The 16,771-nt window shown below is 61.2% G+C and carries 15 protein-coding genes and 1 tRNA gene; 5 read left to right on the forward strand and 11 right to left on the reverse strand.

The annotated features are described in order from the left end of the window. Positions 1–69: 69 nt before the first annotated feature. Together ACRTG1_RS20015 and ACRTG1_RS20020 are read left to right on the forward strand one after the other, a co-directional pair. Positions 70–237 carry a DUF1328 domain-containing protein gene (locus tag ACRTG1_RS20015; RefSeq protein WP_113153370.1) on the forward strand — a complete coding sequence of 56 codons (168 nt, stop codon included), beginning with the start codon at positions 70–72 and terminating at the stop codon, positions 235–237. A gap of 88 nt (positions 238–325) precedes the next feature. Then, the gene (locus ACRTG1_RS20020; RefSeq protein WP_113153371.1) at positions 326–667 is read left to right on the forward strand and encodes a hypothetical protein; all 342 of its coding nucleotides are present in this window, start codon (positions 326–328) and stop codon (positions 665–667) included. Positions 668–750: 83 nt separating this feature from the next. On the opposite strand, the gene phoB is transcribed toward ACRTG1_RS20020, so the two are convergent. From phoB to ACRTG1_RS20055, 7 genes are all read right to left on the reverse strand, one after another. Then, the gene (gene phoB / locus ACRTG1_RS20025; protein ID WP_204360881.1) at positions 751–1,437 is read right to left on the reverse strand and encodes a phosphate regulon transcriptional regulator PhoB; all 687 of its coding nucleotides are present in this window, start codon (positions 1,435–1,437) and stop codon (positions 751–753) included. 36 nt (positions 1,438–1,473) lie between these two features. Then, a complete protein-coding gene (gene phoU, locus ACRTG1_RS20030; protein ID WP_113153373.1) occupies positions 1,474–2,184 on the reverse strand; it encodes a phosphate signaling complex protein PhoU in 711 nt (236 codons plus the stop codon). A gap of 34 nt (positions 2,185–2,218) precedes the next feature. Continuing rightward, positions 2,219–3,034, reverse strand: coding sequence for a phosphate ABC transporter ATP-binding protein PstB (pstB, locus tag ACRTG1_RS20035; protein ID WP_113153374.1), 816 nt, complete (start codon positions 3,032–3,034; stop codon positions 2,219–2,221). 14 nt (positions 3,035–3,048) lie between these two features. Beyond that, complete coding sequence (pstA, locus tag ACRTG1_RS20040) at positions 3,049–4,368, reverse strand: phosphate ABC transporter permease PstA (RefSeq protein ID WP_432516956.1); 1,320 nt, start codon at positions 4,366–4,368, stop codon at positions 3,049–3,051. Continuing rightward, a complete protein-coding gene (gene pstC / locus ACRTG1_RS20045) occupies positions 4,365–5,837 on the reverse strand; it encodes a phosphate ABC transporter permease subunit PstC (protein ID WP_206548452.1) in 1,473 nt (490 codons plus the stop codon). The genes pstA and pstC overlap by 4 nt, the downstream gene beginning before the upstream one ends. 106 nt (positions 5,838–5,943) lie before the next feature. Then, positions 5,944–6,981, reverse strand: a complete 1,038-nt coding sequence (locus ACRTG1_RS20050; protein WP_113153377.1) for a substrate-binding domain-containing protein — start codon at positions 6,979–6,981, stop codon at positions 5,944–5,946. 554 nt (positions 6,982–7,535) lie between these two features. Then, a complete protein-coding gene (locus tag ACRTG1_RS20055) occupies positions 7,536–10,847 on the reverse strand; it encodes a response regulator (protein ID WP_432516958.1) in 3,312 nt (1,103 codons plus the stop codon). A gap of 267 nt (positions 10,848–11,114) precedes the next feature. Between ACRTG1_RS20055 and ACRTG1_RS20060 the strand changes: the two genes are divergently transcribed. Beyond that, entirely contained in the window at positions 11,115–11,384 is a 270-nt protein-coding gene (locus tag ACRTG1_RS20060) for a hypothetical protein (protein WP_432516960.1), read from the forward strand. A gap of 121 nt (positions 11,385–11,505) precedes the next feature. Here the strand turns inward: ACRTG1_RS20060 and ACRTG1_RS20065 are convergent, their stop codons facing one another. The 3 genes from ACRTG1_RS20065 to ACRTG1_RS20075 form a co-directional block, all read right to left on the reverse strand. Beyond that, positions 11,506–11,814, reverse strand: a complete 309-nt coding sequence (locus ACRTG1_RS20065) for a hypothetical protein (RefSeq protein ID WP_113153380.1) — start codon at positions 11,812–11,814, stop codon at positions 11,506–11,508. A gap of 571 nt (positions 11,815–12,385) precedes the next feature. Continuing rightward, positions 12,386–12,461 (reverse strand) — tRNA-Glu (locus ACRTG1_RS20070). A 99-nt stretch (positions 12,462–12,560) separates the two neighbouring features. Beyond that, positions 12,561–12,935, reverse strand: coding sequence for a fimbrial protein (locus tag ACRTG1_RS20075; protein ID WP_317088677.1), 375 nt, complete (start codon positions 12,933–12,935; stop codon positions 12,561–12,563). 26 nt (positions 12,936–12,961) lie between these two features. On the opposite strand from ACRTG1_RS20075, the gene ACRTG1_RS20080 reads away from it, so the two are divergent. Together ACRTG1_RS20080 and rpoH are read left to right on the forward strand one after the other, a co-directional pair. Then, entirely contained in the window at positions 12,962–14,011 is a 1,050-nt protein-coding gene (locus tag ACRTG1_RS20080; RefSeq protein ID WP_432516962.1) for an RluA family pseudouridine synthase, read from the forward strand. A 196-nt stretch (positions 14,012–14,207) separates the two neighbouring features. Next, positions 14,208–15,131, forward strand: a complete 924-nt coding sequence (gene rpoH, locus ACRTG1_RS20085) for an RNA polymerase sigma factor RpoH (RefSeq protein ID WP_113153384.1) — start codon at positions 14,208–14,210, stop codon at positions 15,129–15,131. Between the two features lie 111 nt (positions 15,132–15,242). Here rpoH and ACRTG1_RS20090 read toward each other — a convergent pair whose 3' ends face one another. Next, positions 15,243–16,709 carry a hypothetical protein gene (locus ACRTG1_RS20090; RefSeq protein WP_206545742.1) on the reverse strand — a complete coding sequence of 489 codons (1,467 nt, stop codon included), beginning with the start codon at positions 16,707–16,709 and terminating at the stop codon, positions 15,243–15,245. Positions 16,710–16,771: the final 62 nt, after the last annotated feature.

Consider the following 16,771-nt stretch of genomic DNA (forward strand, 5'->3'; position numbering starts at 1 on the left):
AAAATCTCTCCGGCGGAACCAAATCCGAATGCCAGACGTTTAACCGGCATAACTAAACGGAGAGACAGAATGCTATACTGGGCCCTGATATTCCTTGTCGTCGCGATCATCGCCGGCGCACTCGGTTTCGGCGGAATTGCCGGCGCTTCGGCAGGCATTGCGCAGATCCTCTTCTACATCTTCCTCGCCCTGCTCGCTATCTCGCTGATCATGGGCCTTCTGAAACGCGGTCGCTAAACGGCGACGCACACATAAACGAATGCGGCATAAGCGAACCGGACCATCCATGGCTTCCGTTTCGTGAAGACAATGAAAGGAGAAAGCCATGGAACACATCGCTGCACTTCTTTTGATTGTCGGCTGCTCAGGCAATGTGGGGGCCGGCGACACGCGCGAATGCCAGGAACTGCCCGCCCCCACCCCGGTCTACGAGACGTTTGAGGAGTGCGAGGCGGAGAAGCCGGTTGCAATGCGCGAGCTGGAAACCGAAGCGCCGCAGGTTCTCGCCACCTGCGTCTATGTGGATCCCGCACTTGTCTATGACGATGCGATCCTGGAGTGGGACATCACCAGCAATGGCGAGCTGACAGCTTCCATCGAGCCGGTGACGAGCTTTGCCGTGGCGCAGAACGAGCATGCCCGCCCCGGACACGCCGCCACGAAATAACGGGCCACGAAATAACGGGCGAAGAGCTTCAACGAAAAAGCCCCGGTCGAACCGGGGCTTTTTTAATGGCTGTATCGCGTCTGTCAGGCTTCGCGGATAGCATAGCCCGCGCCGCGAATGGTGCGGATCACATCGGGCAGACGCCCGTGGTTCACGGCCTTGCGCAAACGCCCCACATGCACGTCCACGGTGCGCTCATCGATATAGATCGTCTCGCCCCAGACATTGTCGAGCAGCTGGCTTCGCGAGAAGACGCGGCCGGGATGCTGCATCATGAATTCCAGGAGGCGGAACTCTGTCGGCCCAAGACGGATCTCGTTCTTGCGGCGATAGACACGGTGCGATTCACGGTCGAGCACGATGTCCCCGACCGAAAGAACCGTCGAGAGCACTTCCGGCTTCGCGCGCCGCAGAAGCGCGCGAACACGCGCCACGAATTCCGGCGTCGAGAAAGGCTTCACCAGATAGTCGTCCGCGCCGGTTGAAAGGCCGCGCACGCGGTCGCTTTCCTCGCCACGGGCGGTGAGCATGATGATCGGCAGGCGCTCCGTTTCGGGGCGCATGCGCAGCCGGCGGCACAGCTCGATGCCGGAAACGGCCGGAACCATCCAGTCCAGAACGAGCAGATCGGGTACGTTTTCCTGCAGGCGCACTTCGGCTTCATCGCCGCGAGAGATCATCTCGACCTGATAGCCTTCGGCTTCCAGATTGTACTTGAGCAAGACGCAAAGCGGTTCGTCGTCTTCAACGACCATGACCTTGGGGGCAATCATGGCAGGCATTCTCCTCGGGCAGTCTACGGCCGGTTAGACATCGGATTCGACCGTCATCTGTGTTTCGTCAAGCTTCGGCCGCTGGACCGGAAGCTGGGACCCCGTCACCACATAATAGGCATTTTCGGCGATATTGGTCACATGGTCGCCGATACGCTCAAGATTTTTCGCACAGAACAGGAGGTGCGTGCAGGCCGTGATGTTGCGCGGGTCTTCCATCATGTAGGTGAGGAGTTCGCGGAAAACCGACGTGTACTGAATGTCGATTTCCTCATCCTCGTCGCGCAGCCGGATTAACGCCTCGGCATTGCGCGCCACATAGTGCTCGACCACCGAATTGACCTGTTTCAGCACGAGGCCGGCCATCGCGTCGATGGAATGCGCAAGCGTGCGCGGCGTGGCGCTTTCGCCCACGGCGCCGACGCGCTTGGCGATGTTCTTGGCCAGATCGCCGATGCGCTCGAGATCAGCCGCCATGCGGATGGCGCCCACGACGCTGCGCAGATCCTGCGCCATCGGCTGGCGCTTTGCGATGAGCGTGATGGCGCGCTCATCAAGGTCACGCTGCTTGGCGTCCATGATCGTGTCATCGGAGATGATGCGCTGTGCAAGCGCCGTATCGGAGTGCAGTAGCGCCCTGGTGGAAGCGCGCGTCATCTCGCCGGAGAGATCGCCCATGTCGCGGATGAGGCGGTCGATTTCACCGAGTTCCTCATCGAAGGAGCTGACTGTGTGCTCGCCCATGGTCTGGTTCCTTATCTGTGCGTTTGCCGCGCCGTCAGCCGAAGCGTCCGGTGATGTAATCCTGGGTGCGCTTGTCATCCGGATTGGTGAACATCTTGTCCGTCGGGCCTTCCTCGACCAGATTGCCGAGATGGAACATGGCCGTGCGCTGCGAGACGCGGGCCGCCTGCTGCATGGAGTGCGTGACGATCACGATCGTGTAGTTCTCGCGCAGCTCGTCAATCAGCTCTTCCACCTTGGCGGTGGCGATGGGATCGAGCGCCGAGCAGGGCTCGTCCATCAGGATCACTTCCGGCGACACGGCAATGGCGCGCGCGATGCATAAGCGCTGCTGCTGACCACCGGAAAGACCGGTGCCGGGCTCATGCAGGCGGTCCTTCACCTCATTGAAGAGGCCAGCCTTCTGGAGACTCGCTTCCACGACCTCGTCGAACTCCGACTTCTTCGTCGCCAGACCGTGAATGCGCGGACCGTAGGCGATGTTCTCGTAGATCGACTTGGGGAACGGATTGGGCTTCTGGAAGACCATGCCGACCCGGGCGCGCAGCTCCACCACATCGATGCGGGGATCGTAGATATCCTCGCCATCGAGCGTGATCTTGCCGGTGATCCGGGCAATGTCGATCGTGTCGTTCATGCGGTTCAGGCAGCGCAGGAACGTGGATTTGCCACAGCCCGAGGGGCCGATCAGCGCGGTCACCTGGTTTTCGCGCACGTCGAGATTGACGCCGAACAGCGCCTGTTTCTCGCCGTAGAAGACGCAGACGTCTTCACCGCGCATCTTGAGGGTGTCCGAGTTCTGGCTCGCATCCAGTGCTTCTTCAACAGCAGCATCAGTGAGCATGTTCATGTCCTTCCACTCCGTTACCAGCGACGCTCGACGCGCCGCCGCAGAATAATGGCGGTAATGTTCATCACGGCGAGGAACAGCAACAACACCATGATAGCGCCCGAGGTGCGCTCGACAAACGCGCGTTCGGCCTCGTTCGCCCACATGTAGATCTGAACCGGCAGCGCCGTAGCGGGATCGAGCGGCGTGGTCGGGTAATCAGCCACGAAGGCCACCATGCCGATCAGAAGCAGCGGTGCGGTTTCGCCAAGCGCCTGCGCCAGACCGATGATCGTGCCCGTGAGAATGCCGGGCGCGGCCAGCGGCAGCACATGGTGAAACACCGTCTGGGTGCGCGAAGCGCCGAGGCCGAGAGCTGCCGCACGGATGGAGGGCGGCACGGCCCGCAGCGCTGCGCGCGTTGCGATGATGATCGTCGGCAGGGTCATCAGCGTCAGCACGAGGCCGCCCACCAGAGAGGCGGAGCGCGGCAGATGCATGAAGTTGATGAACACGGCCAGGCCCAGAAGACCGAAGACGATGGACGGCACGGCCGCCAGATTGTTGATGTTGACCTCGATAAGATCGGTCAGCTTGTTCTGTGGTGCGAACTCTTCAAGATAGATCGAAGCGGCAACGCCAATGGGCAGCGCCAGAAGCAGCACGATCATCATCATGTAGAGCGAACCGACGATGGCCACGCCCATGCCGGCCGTTTCAGGGCGGCTTGATGCGCCACGGGTGAAGAGACCGGTGTTGAAGCGCTGCTCCAGAACCCCGTCCGCTTCCATCGTGCGGATCCATGTGAGCTGCTGGTCGGAAACCTTTCGGCGGCTTTCATCCACCTCAAGATTGACCTGCCCCTTCACGGCGGAATCGACATCGCCGCTCGCCAGCACCCAAACATTCCGTGTCGTGCCGATGATCGCGGGATCGGACACCACCATGTCGCGCAGCTGCGTGCGCACGCCATTGGAGATGAGCCCGCCCACTTCGCGAACCAGCTTGCGGTCTTCGGGATCAACCCCGAGTTTCGCCACAAGCGCTTCGGTCGCAAGCTTGGGATAATTGGCCGTCAGAAGCTTGTTTGGATCGGTCGCGCGCTCGCCATTCGGGTCGATCACGCTCTCGGCGAAGGTGACGTCCAGATTGATCGAGGTCTGCCAGAAGGCGGTGTAGCCATTGGAAACCACCGACCACAGGAGCGCAGCCAGGAAGAAGAGGCCGACGGCGATGGCCGCCACGCCATACATCCTGAAGCGCTGCTCTGCCGCATAACGCTTCTTGATGCCGATGTCGCGCCGCGCGGCGGCTGCGCGGGGGGCGTTGCCCCCTTTGTAGACAGCGTCGCTCATTCGTATTGCTCCCGGTATTTGCGCACGATGTAGAGCGCGAAGACATTCATGCCGAGCGTGAGCACGAACAGGGTCATGCCCAGTGCGAAGGCCACCAGCGTCTGCGGAGAGGTGAACTCCAGGTCGCCGGTAAGCTGGTTGACGATCTTGACGGTGATCGTCGTCATCGCTTCGAACGGGTTGAGCGTGAGATTTGCGGCAACGCCGGCGGCCAGAACCACGATCATGGTCTCACCGATGGCGCGTGACGCCGTAAGCAGAAGCGCACCGACAATGCCCGGCAGAGCCGCCGGCAGGATGACGCGCTTGATCGTCTCGGACCGCGTTGCGCCAAGGCCGAGCGAACCGTCGCGCATGGCGCGCGGAACAGCGGTGATGATGTCATCGGACAGCGAGGACACGAACGGGATGAGCATGATGCCCATCACGAGGCCGGCCGTCAGAACGCTCTGCGCCTGAATGAAGCCCGGACCGCCGGCAATCGCCGCGCTGATGTCGCGCAGGAACGGGCCGACCGTGACCATGGCGAAGAAGCCGTAGACGATGGTCGGGATGCCGGCCAGAACCTCAAGCAGCGGCTTGACCACCGAACGCACCCGCTTGGACGCATATTCGGCCATGTAGATCGCCGCCATGAGACCGACGGGCACGGCAAACAGCATGGCCACGAAGGCGATGTAGACCGTGCCGGCAAGAAGCGGGATGAGGCCGAACTGGCCTTCCTGCGCCTCTGCGCCTGCGGCCGCAAAGCGCGGATCCCAGACCGTTCCGAGGAAGAAGTTGCTCAGCGAAACCGAGCGGAAGAAATGGATCGTCTCGAACAGCATCGAGAACACGATGCCCACCGTCGTCAGAATGGCGATGGTGGATGCGGCCAGAAGGCCCCAGGTGATGACGCGCTCGACATTGTTGCGGGCGCGGCTGCGCGGGCGAACGCTTCTCAGGCCAAGATAGGCGCCACCCAGTGCGATGAGGATCGCCAGCACGGTGCCGATCATCGCCGCATTGTCCTGCATCGCATTCAGATCGAGCGCGATGGGGATCATGTAGTCCTGCGTGTCGGAGGCAAGCGCCACGCCGCGTTCGGCAAGGATCGGACGCAGCTCTTCAAAGCTCTGCGGCACCTGGGCGAAAGCGGGGTCGCCTTCAATCCGGCGCAGGCCTTCGGCAAGATTGTGCACCATGCCCAGCGCCAGCGAACGGCTCGCAATCGCGCTGTCTTCGGTCTGCGCAGGCAGTTGTTCGCTTACCGCGCGATCCACATAGGCATAGCTGCCGGCCGACCAGGCCGCCATGAAGAACAGCGCCGGCAGAACCGCAAGAAGAAACACCCACCAGCCATGGTAGTGCGCCCGCGAATGCGGCTTTTCAGTCGCGGTTGCGATCTGGTTCTTCGCGCGCGCATTGCCGAGCACATAACCGACAACGCCAATGAACACGATGATCGTAAGGAGAAGTCCCCAGGACACAAAGCCTCCTCGCCGGCAGGAACCGGCAGCGTCATTCAGACCAATTTCGCAGAGACGAAAACGCAGGCGGCCAATGAGCCGCCTGCGTCGTCATGCGAAAACCGGATTACATGGTCTCGCCAGCGGAGAAAGCTTCGCGCTGTGCGTCGCGCTCTGCATCCGGAGCCGGAACCAGGCCGTAATCGGCAAGCGGGCTCTCCGGGCCGACCATCTGGTCGTCGAGGAAGAACTCAACATATTCCTTGAGGCCCGGAACAACGCCGATGTGCGCCTTCTTCACGTAGAACTGAAGCGGACGCGACACCGGATACTCACCGGTCGAGATGGTCTCGACGGTCGGCGTGACACCGTTGATCGTTGCGACCTTCAGCTTGTCGGCATTGTTCTCGTAGAAGGAGAGGCCGAACACGCCAACGCCGGTCTTGTTGGCGTCGATGCGAGCGAGGGTCTCGGTGTAGTCGCCGTCGATGTCGACCGCGCCGCCATCCTTGCGGACCGCGATGCAGGCGTCTTCAGCGGCGTCTTCGTCCAGGCCAGCCTCTTCAGCAGCCTTCAGACCGCCAGCAGCTTCACAGCCAGCAGCGAGAACCTTCTCTTCGAAGACTTCGCGGGTGCCGTGCTTCTCACCCGGGATGTAGGCAGCAATGTCCCACTCCGGCAGGTCCGGATTGACTTCGTTCCACTTCTTGTAGGGGTTGTCGACGAGCTTGCCGTCAACAGCAACCTTGGCAGCCAGCGCCTTGTAGACGTCGATCGGCTCGAGCGCCCAGTCCTGGCCCTGGATGTCGGTGGCGAAGACGATGCCGTCATAGCCGAACTGGACTTCCTGGATTTCCTTCACGCCGTTTTCGGCGCAGGCAGCAACTTCCTTTTCGCGGATTTTGCGCGAAGCGTTGGCGATGTCGATCGTGTCTTCACCGACGCCCTTGCAGAACTCCTTCAGGCCAGCGGAGGAACCGCCGGACTCGACGACAGGCGTCTTGAAGCTCGGGAAGGTCTCGCCGAAGTTCTCGGCAACGATCTTCGCGTAGGGGAGAACGGTCGACGAACCGGCAATCTGGACCTGATCGCGGGCCGCAGCCGCACCGACCGCACCGACAAGGGCGATCGTGGCCGCCGAAGCGGTGAGGAGGAATTTGTTCATTGGAGACAGCTCCCTGTTCGGAATTCGGTCAGACGCCCTCTCGGCGTCGGGGAGCGGAATAACAACTCTGTGTAACAGTTCCATGACACTTACATGTCAGCCCGATTACGTATGAGAAAACCGTTGTTTCTCAGACTATTCGCCCATCAGGACGACAGAAGGCGCAGATCGGACAAGACAGACGCCGTCGCATGGAAACTGTCATATGAAGGGAAGAAACAGGTTCTGGCCGAGGGGCAAGGAGCCTGGTCCAGACTTGGCCGAAAGCCTGTTGGACCCGCTTAAAAAGCCGGGCGGGGGAAAGCCTGAGAAAGGCAAATCACACTTGGCTGGGTTAAAAACCCGGATAGATCCTGTTGGGGCTCGTTTGGACCACCCATGGCCCTGTGGATCTCCGCCCGCCCGGAAGCCTGATAGGTCAACCAGCGACCAATCATTTCAACTTTAATGAGAGGTTTAAGTTTATTATATGGCGCGATCACGCCAGTCGGCGTCGCTTTCAGAAAATTTGAATAAAAATGTTGCCCTACAGGCAGTTAGCAATCAAAGCCGGCTCATTTCAAGATTGAATTTCTGCGCGGATGTTTCACCCAGGAGTTGATCTTATCCATCAGCGCGCGCGGACTGATCGGCTTGGAAAGATAATCGTCCATCCCGGATTCCAGGCACAGATCACGATCACCTTTCAGGGCGTGCGCAGTCACACCGATAATGGGAACGCGCGTTCGCGCGACCTTCTCAAGCCGGCGGATCTCCCGCGTTGCCTCCAGCCCGTTCATCTCCGGCATTGAGACATCCATCAAAACCAGGTGCGGCTGGCTGTGCTCCCACGCCTCAACCGCCAGCCGGCCATTGTCGACAATCTCGAAGGAAAGCCCCGCTTCGCTCAGGATCTGGCGGAAGACAAGCTGGTTCACCTCATTGTCTTCAGCAACGAGCACATCGATGCCGCCCATTGCGGTAACCGGCGGTTCCGGCTCGGAGATGAAGGTTGCAGGCTCCACTTCATCGGACCGGACTTCCGGCTCCGCAGCGACTTCCACGCCGTCACCCCCCTCGTCTTCTCGACCGCCATGAATGGCCTTGACCACGGCATCCAGAAGCGCCGAGGCGCGCGCCGGCTTGATGAGATGCGAGGCGATGGACAGGTCGCGCGCGCCAAAACCGGACAGAGACTGATCAACGGAGGTGAGCAGCACCACCGGCGTGTGCGCAATTTCGGGTTCGGCGCGGATGGCCTCCACCATGTCGAGCCCGTTCATGCCCGGCATCTGATAATCCACGACCACACAGTCGACCCGCAGCCCGAGCTCCGTGGACACTCTCAGAACGTTCAGCGCCTCCACTGCCCCTTCGGCAACGCAGGCATCGAAGCCCCAATGGGCCATCTGCTCGCCGAGGATCATACGGTTGACGGCATTGTCATCGACGACGAGAACTCGGGCGTGTGAAACGTCGCCGGGGGCCGAGGGCTGGGGCGCCGCATCCGTGGCCTTCGGCAGCGTCAGGGTGAACCAGAAGGTCGAGCCGCGCCCTTCGACGCTCTCGACGCCGATTTCGCCGCCCATGAGATCCACAAGCCGCGAGGTGATCGCGAGCCCCAGCCCCGTGCCTTCGTGACGGCGGGTGGAAGAGGCATCAACCTGGCTGAATTTCTCGAACACCAGTGCGAGCTTTTCCCTCGGAATGCCAATGCCCGTATCCGTCACCGAGAATTGCAGATCGACCCTGCCGTCCTCCGTCTCCTGGCCGCTGACATTGACGAGAACATGCCCCTTCTCGGTGAATTTCACGGCATTGCCGACGAGATTGGTCAGGATCTGCCGGATGCGACCGACATCGCCCACGACCGCGCGCGACAGCCCCGGCGCCACACGCACGATCAGCTCCAGATCCTTTTCCTTGGCCCGTGACGACATCAGGGTCACCACATCGCCGACGGCCTCCCCCAGATGAAACGGACCTGCATCCAGAACAATGTGCCCGGCATCGATCTTCGAGAAGTCGAGAATGTCATTGATGATGTTGAGCAGCGCATTGCCCGATTTCAGGATAATGTCGGCGAATGTCTTCTGCTTCGCCGAAAGGTCCGTCTTGGCAAGCAACTCTGCCATGCCGAGAACGCCATTCATGGGCGTGCGGATTTCATGGCTCATATTGGCCAGGAACTCAGACTTCGCCCGGTCCGCGATGATCGCTTCCTCACGGGCGCTGCGGAGTTCTTCCTCGCGCTGCTTGAGTTCGCTGATATCAACGCGCACGCCGACAAATGTGCCGTCTTCGGTCCGGGTATCGATCGCCTTGAACCAGCGGCCATTGGCATGGCTGCGCTCAAACACCCGGTGACGAACCTGATAGGACCGGAGATAGCCTTCGATCCAGGCTTCGGGATCGACATCATAAAGCGCATCGAGGTCCGGATCGCCGCTCTGGCGAAAATATCCCGCCTCATGTGCAAGCAGCACCGCATCGCGCAGGGTCTTGCCGGGCTGCATGGCCGGGATCATCGCCGGCAGGGCCTCGTGCAGCTTGCGATTGGCCAGCACATAATGATCATCACGGTCATAAATGACGACGCCTGCCGGCAGGGATTCAAGCACTTCTGCAAGCTGCCGCCGCGCGTCTTCGGCATCGTTCTCGCGCTTGCGGATGTCAGAGATGTCGAACAGCGCGCCGACCACATAGGGCTTGCCGCTCTGCGTTTCGACACGATGCTTCCGCACGATGCGGTAATTGCCGATGCCCGGCTGCTCGAAATCCTCTTCGATCTCGTAATCTTCGCTCGTGTCGAGAACGCGCTGCTCGCTTTCCTCGAACGCACTTGCCAGTTCCGGGGAGACGAAATCGATCGCCCGTTTGCCCAGAATGTCCGGCACATCATCGCCGAGCGTGCGCTTGAACGCGCGGTTCACCAGAACGAAACGCAGGTCCTGATCCTTGGCGAAAACCGGATTGGGCAACTCGTTGAGAATGGCCTCGGCGAGTTTCGCCTTCTCAAGGGCGTCGGCGAGGGCATCTTCATGCCGCTTGAGCCTTGTGATGTCTGTGCAGATGCCGATCCGGCCACCATCCACCAGCCGCTTCTCGCGGTGCATGATCCAGCGGCCGTCATGAAAGCGGAGCACGCTTTCGAAGGCCTCTTCGCTCTGCCGCAGGTCAAGAACCTGCCGTATCCAGGCATCCGCCCCCAGCCCTTCGGTTGACCAGATCTCCCGCGTGACGCCGGCCCACAAAAGCGCCTCGAACGAGGTTCCGGGCCGGATCACATCTTCCAGCCCGGCATACATCTCGATCATCGCCCGGTTGCTGAGCACCAGACAGTCATCGGCATCGTAATAGCAGAAGGCGTCATGAGTAACGTCAAGCGCCGCCATCAGCCGGGTCAGATGCCCATCCGCGCCGCTGAAGCGAAATGGCAGCGGCGCCCCGTCGCCCTCATCATCATTCGCCCCGTTTCGCAGGCAATCCATGGTCGACGTCACATTGTGCGCGACGCCCCGGTAACCCAGAAATTCTCCCCGCTCATCGAAGCGCGGAAAACCGGAAACGGAGATCCAGCGGCACTGCTCCGCGCCCCCCACGAGATCGTAGATGAACTGGCTGAAGGGTTTACGCGCGGCCAGCAGGGCTTCATGCGCCTCAACATCGCTGACCGGATGGAAGGCATTGCGGGCAAGCGTGATGCGCGAGCGGCCGAGAAAGCGCTCCGGTTTCAGCCCCGTGACGCTTTCGAATTCCCCGGAGATCCAGACAAGCCGGTGCTGCCGGTCGGTTTCCCAAACCCAGCCGGCAGCCGACCGAAGCAGTTCGGTCAGCTCATCACCGGAAAATCTCTGCGCGAAACCTGCGCCTTCGCCGGTCTCCAAACTCAGTTGCTCCCTTCAGAGGCACATAGCGATAGATATGCGCATGCACCACGTATGCTCAGCCTGACGGTCAAGCCCTGACGATATGCTAACCATAAAGTCGATTCGCACCAATATGACAGGCGGAGCTTGCCTCTCGCTGGAGTGTGCGCCCACCAGATCATGCCTTGAGCTGGATCTGAACCGGGAGTGAATAGCGATTACAGTACAGGTTCAGGTGAATTCGGCTTTTCTACCTGCAGGGGCATAAAACTTCTGGAGGACTTCATGAAAAGCGTAATGCAAAAACTCGCTATCGCGCTGGTCGCCATCGGCGCAATGGCCACCACCGCACAGGCTGCCACCGGCACCAAGCATTATGGAAAATGCTACGTGAAGGAAATGTACGGCGGCCGTGAAGTAACCAATGCCTATAGCTGTCAGGCTGCAAATGTCAGTTGCCCGAACCCCGAATGGGGCGGCGAATGTACCGTCGACGGCAAGCTGGGCACGTTCAGCGATGGCGAGCGCGCACGCCGCAACGACAAGGCACTATAGAGCTTGCACCGACGCAATACGTCTCCGCTTCCTGAGGAGCGGAGACGACACGCCAGATTGCCCCTGCGTTTCGCTCACCCAGCCGCGCCGCATTCGGCAGAGACAGCTTCCCTTCCGGGCCTTACGCCCAGATTGCAAGCAGCAGCGACACCGCTACACCAATGCCCAGATTGAAGATCCAGAACATCTTGCTGGAGACTGCCTCGCGAAAGGGCGTCCCCCTGGTCATTCGCCAGCCGATCCAGCCACCGGCCAGAAAAGCCTGCAGCATCAGATAAACGACCAGCACAAAGGCTCGAAGATCCAGCCAGCCTCTGGAAGGAACCAGTTCGGTCAACAGCGGAAAACTCACGAGCATGGTGGCGAACGACCAGCCCGCGCCCATCAACAGCACGATCAAAAGCGCCTTGACCCAGCCAAGCACCGCCACCCCGTATTGCCCCGCACTCATCCGCCCACCTGTTCAATGCTGCATGCTCGCCTGCAAACGCAATCGCGCATCCGCCGGCGATTCGCCCTGAGGGGCAAGATGTATTGATGGTTTTCAGGCAATTGTGCTGGAAATGCGGTGTGATGTTCTTCCGCCCGCAACACAAAATACGGACCGGAAAGGATCAAAGCCGACACGCGCGCCGGGAAACTCTGACGTTGCTTCGGTCAGCCCGGGATCTGCGCCCTCAGCGCCCGATCATAACCTCCGACTTCCTCAGCCCCGGGCGAAGCACCCGCATTTCCGGCACGGTTCTTTTCGCTGAGTTGCGCGGGCGATTGATCGTCTTTCACCGTCTGATCATCTCCGGACGCCACCTGATTGTGGGCACAGCCCGCAAGAAGAGCGAGAACAGGCAAGGCGACGCATAAGCGGATCATGGCAATGTCCTTCGGCTTCCACCCAATGACGCAGCGTAAGACGAACGCACGGTTTGGGTAAATGGCTGAAGCATCAGACGGACAACTGCCCGGCCGCACCGTTAATGAAAGGTTATGCTAAAGAGGAGAAGTGGCACTCCCAAGGGGACTCGAACCCCTGTTTCCGCCGTGAGAGGGCGGCGTCCTAGACCGCTAGACGATGGGAGCGCAGCGATTGCGGCGATATAGGCGCGTTCGCGGCCGAATGCAACAGCCGTTTTGCGATCTTTGTGAATTCGGCCAAGTTTTTTTGGCCGACCCCGATCATCAGGGCTGCAACGTAAACCGTGCGGCCATGATACCGTTCGAAAGATCGTAAAGACGAAGCTCTTCACCGCCATCGGCCAGGCGCACATGCAGGGAGATCCGCGCGCCGTCGAGCGACTGCGAAAGAACCCGTGCGCCCTCAGGCAGATCGATCACGCCTTCCATGGCGTCACCCGGCAGGGCAATCGCGGCCGCCGGCTCCTCCGGCTTCTCGCTCAGCGTCTTGTAGACAAAGGCGAGCACGACCGCCATAACCGCGGTGAACAGAATGGCCAGATTGATGCCCATGAAGCGGACCATCTTGCGGCGCACTCGCTCGGCTGCCGGATCGAGCGTCTCCTGCTCCGGGGTTTCCTGTTCTTCTGGCGTGGCCATGTCTCACCGTTTTGAAAGCAATCTCAATGCGCGATCCTGATACCGAAGACCACAACGAATGGGAAGACGCAGACGCAAGCAAAGCGTTCACCGTTGACCCCGAAGACGCCGGAGAGCGGCTTGATCGCTGGCTTTCGGGCCGGCTGGGCGCGGCGGTTTCACGCAGCCGCCTGCAGTCGCTCATTCGCGCAGGCGCCGTACGCTGCGACGAAGTCCCGGTCACCGAGACCAAGCACAAGGTCGCGGAAGGCGAGGTCTACGCCCTCATCGTGCCCGAGGCGGAGCCGGCGGAACCGGAACCCGAGCCCATCCCGCTCGATGTTCTCTATGAAGACGCCTCGCTGATCGTCATCAACAAACCGGCTGGCCTCGTGGTGCACCCCGCCCCCGGCAACTGGTCGGGCACTCTGGTCAATGCGCTGCTTCACCATTGCGGCGACAGCCTTGCCGGCATTGGCGGCGTGCGCCGCCCCGGCATTGTTCATCGCCTCGACCGCGACACGACAGGCGTGATGGTCGTCGCCAAGACCGACAATGCCCACCGCCTCCTGTCGGAAGCCTTTGCCGATCACGGTCGCAGCGGCGACCTGGAACGCGCCTATACCGCCCTTGTCTGGGGCGCGCCGGAGCGCATGGCAGGCACAATCGACGCACCGCTTGGCCGCCATGCACAGAGCCGCACGCTGCGCGCCGTGGTGCCCGCCGGCCGCAGCGACGCACGCCACGCCGTCACCCGCTACAGGGTGCAGAAGCGCTATGGAACCGACGGCGCGGGCAATGCATTTGCTGCACGTGTGGAATGCCGGCTGGAAACCGGACGCACGCACCAGATCCGCGTGCACATGGCGCATATCGGCCACCCGCTCATCGGCGACCGGGATTACGCCCGCGCCTTCCGCACCAAGGCCAACAGGTTACCCGAGGAGATACGCCCCACAGTCGCCGCTTTTCCGCGTCAGGCTCTGCATGCTCACCTCCTCGCCTTCCGGCATCCGGAAACCGAAGAACTGATGCGTTTCGAGGCCGATCTGCCCGCCGATCTGCTGGCATTGACAAAGGCACTTGATATTTTGTAATAGTCGGTACAATAATAGTGTCCACCATCTGGTGACACAATGTTGACAGCAGAGTGAGACTTTAACTGTCGGGAATCGTTCCTATATGGGATATGGTGCGGTGCATCAAAGATGATCGCGCTGTTTCCCATCCCAGCAAACGCCAAGACATAAGGCGTCCCCGCATGAGGGCGGATCCGGCAAAGGAGGGTGCTTAATGGCCCAGACATTACCCAGCGTCGCCACGGGCGAAGGCGGTCTGACCCGCTACCTGGAGGAAATTCGCCGTTTCCCCATGCTGCAGCCCGAAGAAGAGTACATGCTTGCGAAGCGCTATTCGGAGCATGACGACACGGCGGCTGCGCACAGGCTCGTGACAAGCCACCTGCGCCTCGTGGCCAAGATCGCCATGGGGTATCGCGGTTATGGCCTGCCGATCGGCGAAGTCATTTCCGAAGGCAATGTCGGCCTCATGCAGGCCGTCAAGAAATTCGAACCGGAGCGCGGCTTCCGCCTCGCCACCTATGCGATGTGGTGGATCAAGGCCTCGATCCAGGAATATATCCTGCGTTCGTGGAGCCTCGTGAAGATGGGCACCACGGCCAACCAGAAACGACTGTTCTTCAACCTGCGCAAGGTGAAGAGCAAGATTCAGGCGCTCGATGACGGCGACCTGAACCCCGAGCAGGTTTCCGAAATCGCCACCCGTCTCAAAGTGAGCGAGGAAGAAGTCGTGTCGATGAACCGTCGCCTGTCGGGCGATGCGTCCCTCAACGCGCCGATCCGCGCCACGGAAGGCGAGTCCGGCGAGTGGCAGGACTGGCTGGTGGATGACGGCGAGAGCCAGGAAGACATGCTGGCCGAACAGGATGAGCTGGAAACACGCCGCCAGATGCTTGGCGACGCCATGTCCGTGCTCAACGATCGCGAGAAGCGCATCTTCCAGGCACGGCGTCTTTCCGAAGACCCGCTGACGCTGGAAGAACTGTCGGGCGAGTTCGACATCAGCCGCGAGCGCGTTCGCCAGATCGAGGTCCGCGCCTTCGAGAAGGTGCAGGAAGCGGTGCAGAATTCGGCCCGCCAGCAGGCGCTGGCTGCGAAGACACTGGCCGCCGAGGCCCATCGGCAGGCAGGTGCCTGAACGCGCCTTCCGCAATTGAGAATGAAAAAAGCCGGCGGTGATCCCGCCGGCTTTTTTGTTTCATCGAATTTCACGCCAGCCGTCAGACAGGGCGCCTGACTGCAAGTGGCTCTAGCCGCTCGTCGCGTTCTGCCAGGCTGCCAGAACATCGTTGAAGACCTTCTCGCCTGGAATGCCCTTCTCAAGGGTGATGAGCGCACGCCGTCCGGACTTGTAGACGATGGGAATGTCGATCCAGCGCTGGCGACGCAGCAGCAGAAGATTGGTCTCGATATCGGCCGCGCTGTCGCTGAGCGCCACGAGGAAGAAGCCATCTGCAATCTTGGCCGGAATGCCAAGCAGCGGATTGCCCGTATCCTGCTCGGAGCGCTTCAGGGAAACGCGCAGGACATTGTCGATGCTGCCGCCCTCGAACTCGTCGGGCGTCAGGAAAATCACTTCCATGATGTGGCTTGCCGGCAGTGATTCATCCGCATTGCGGCGGATCGTCATTTTCAGCTGCAGGTTCTTCTGGGGAATGGTCGCCTCGGCGCGAATGGCCGGCTCCGGCGGAAGATCATTGCCCGGCGATTCCTGCACCACGGACCAGACCACGGCGCCGACATCGGCAGAGCCCTGCGAAACGCTGGTGCGCTCTTCATAGAAGATCGCCTTCTGGCCAACCGGAAGCGCCTGATCGGCACCCGCATCGCCATTCTGGGCAGGTGCGCCCTGCGAAGCCCCGTCACCAGTCTGGGTCGCCTGCGCGACCGAAGTCCCCTCACCCAGTCCCGGCTGCCCGCCAGCCGGCCCGTCATCCACCTCGCGGCCATCGGGCAGGAGGCGCTGCGTAAACTTGCGCGCCGGTTCGGGCGCTGCCGGCTCGGCAGTGGCGTCTTCGCCGCCTGCGGCCGCAGTGTTTGCGCCGTCGTCTCCGGAACTCTCACCAGCGGCAGGCGTGGCCGCCTCACCGCTGTCGGTCGCAACCTGCTCCCCGCCGCCACCGACGAGACCTGCAAGATCGTCCTTGTAGAACCATGCACCCGCGGCAATCGCCACGAGCAGCAGAAGCGCCGCGATCAGACCGCCGGAAACGCCCTTGCGCCCCTTGGCGCGCGGCGGCGGGGGCGGCGTTTCCAGCCCCGCTTCCGGTCCATCGACGCCACGATCCCTGTCGGACGCCTGCTCTTCCACACCGGCAACGACAGGGTCTTTCGCACCGTCATCCGCCTTTGCGGCATCGCCGGTTTCAACAGGGGCGGGAGCCTTCTCGTCAGGCCGTGCGGCGAAATTGCCGTAGAGCGGGTCGGCCGGTTTTACCGGGTCGACATCAAGCTCGGCAAAAATTTGGTCCAGCTCGTCCTGATCAGGCTCTTCGGGCGGTGGCGGTGGTGCGTATTCAGCCTCAACCTTGGCGATGGCGTCTTCGAGCAGCTTGCGCTGACGTTCCACCACCGCCGCAGAGGGCGCCGGCTTCACGCTGGCAAGCTTGTTCTCGATTGTCATTCGGGCTTTCTGATAAACGCGCTCACGCGCTTCCGGAGAATTCTCCGAAAGCGCATCGATCGTTTTCTTCAGAACCGCAGAAAAATCCGCCATGCCTTATCAAACCTGTTTTACTTTTTTGATCGCGCAGCCGCCCCACGGACACGCAAAGCAGT

The organism is Nitratireductor sp. PBL-C9, assembly GCF_050877045.1.
GTDB lineage: Bacteria > Pseudomonadota > Alphaproteobacteria > Rhizobiales > Rhizobiaceae > Nitratireductor > Nitratireductor aquimarinus.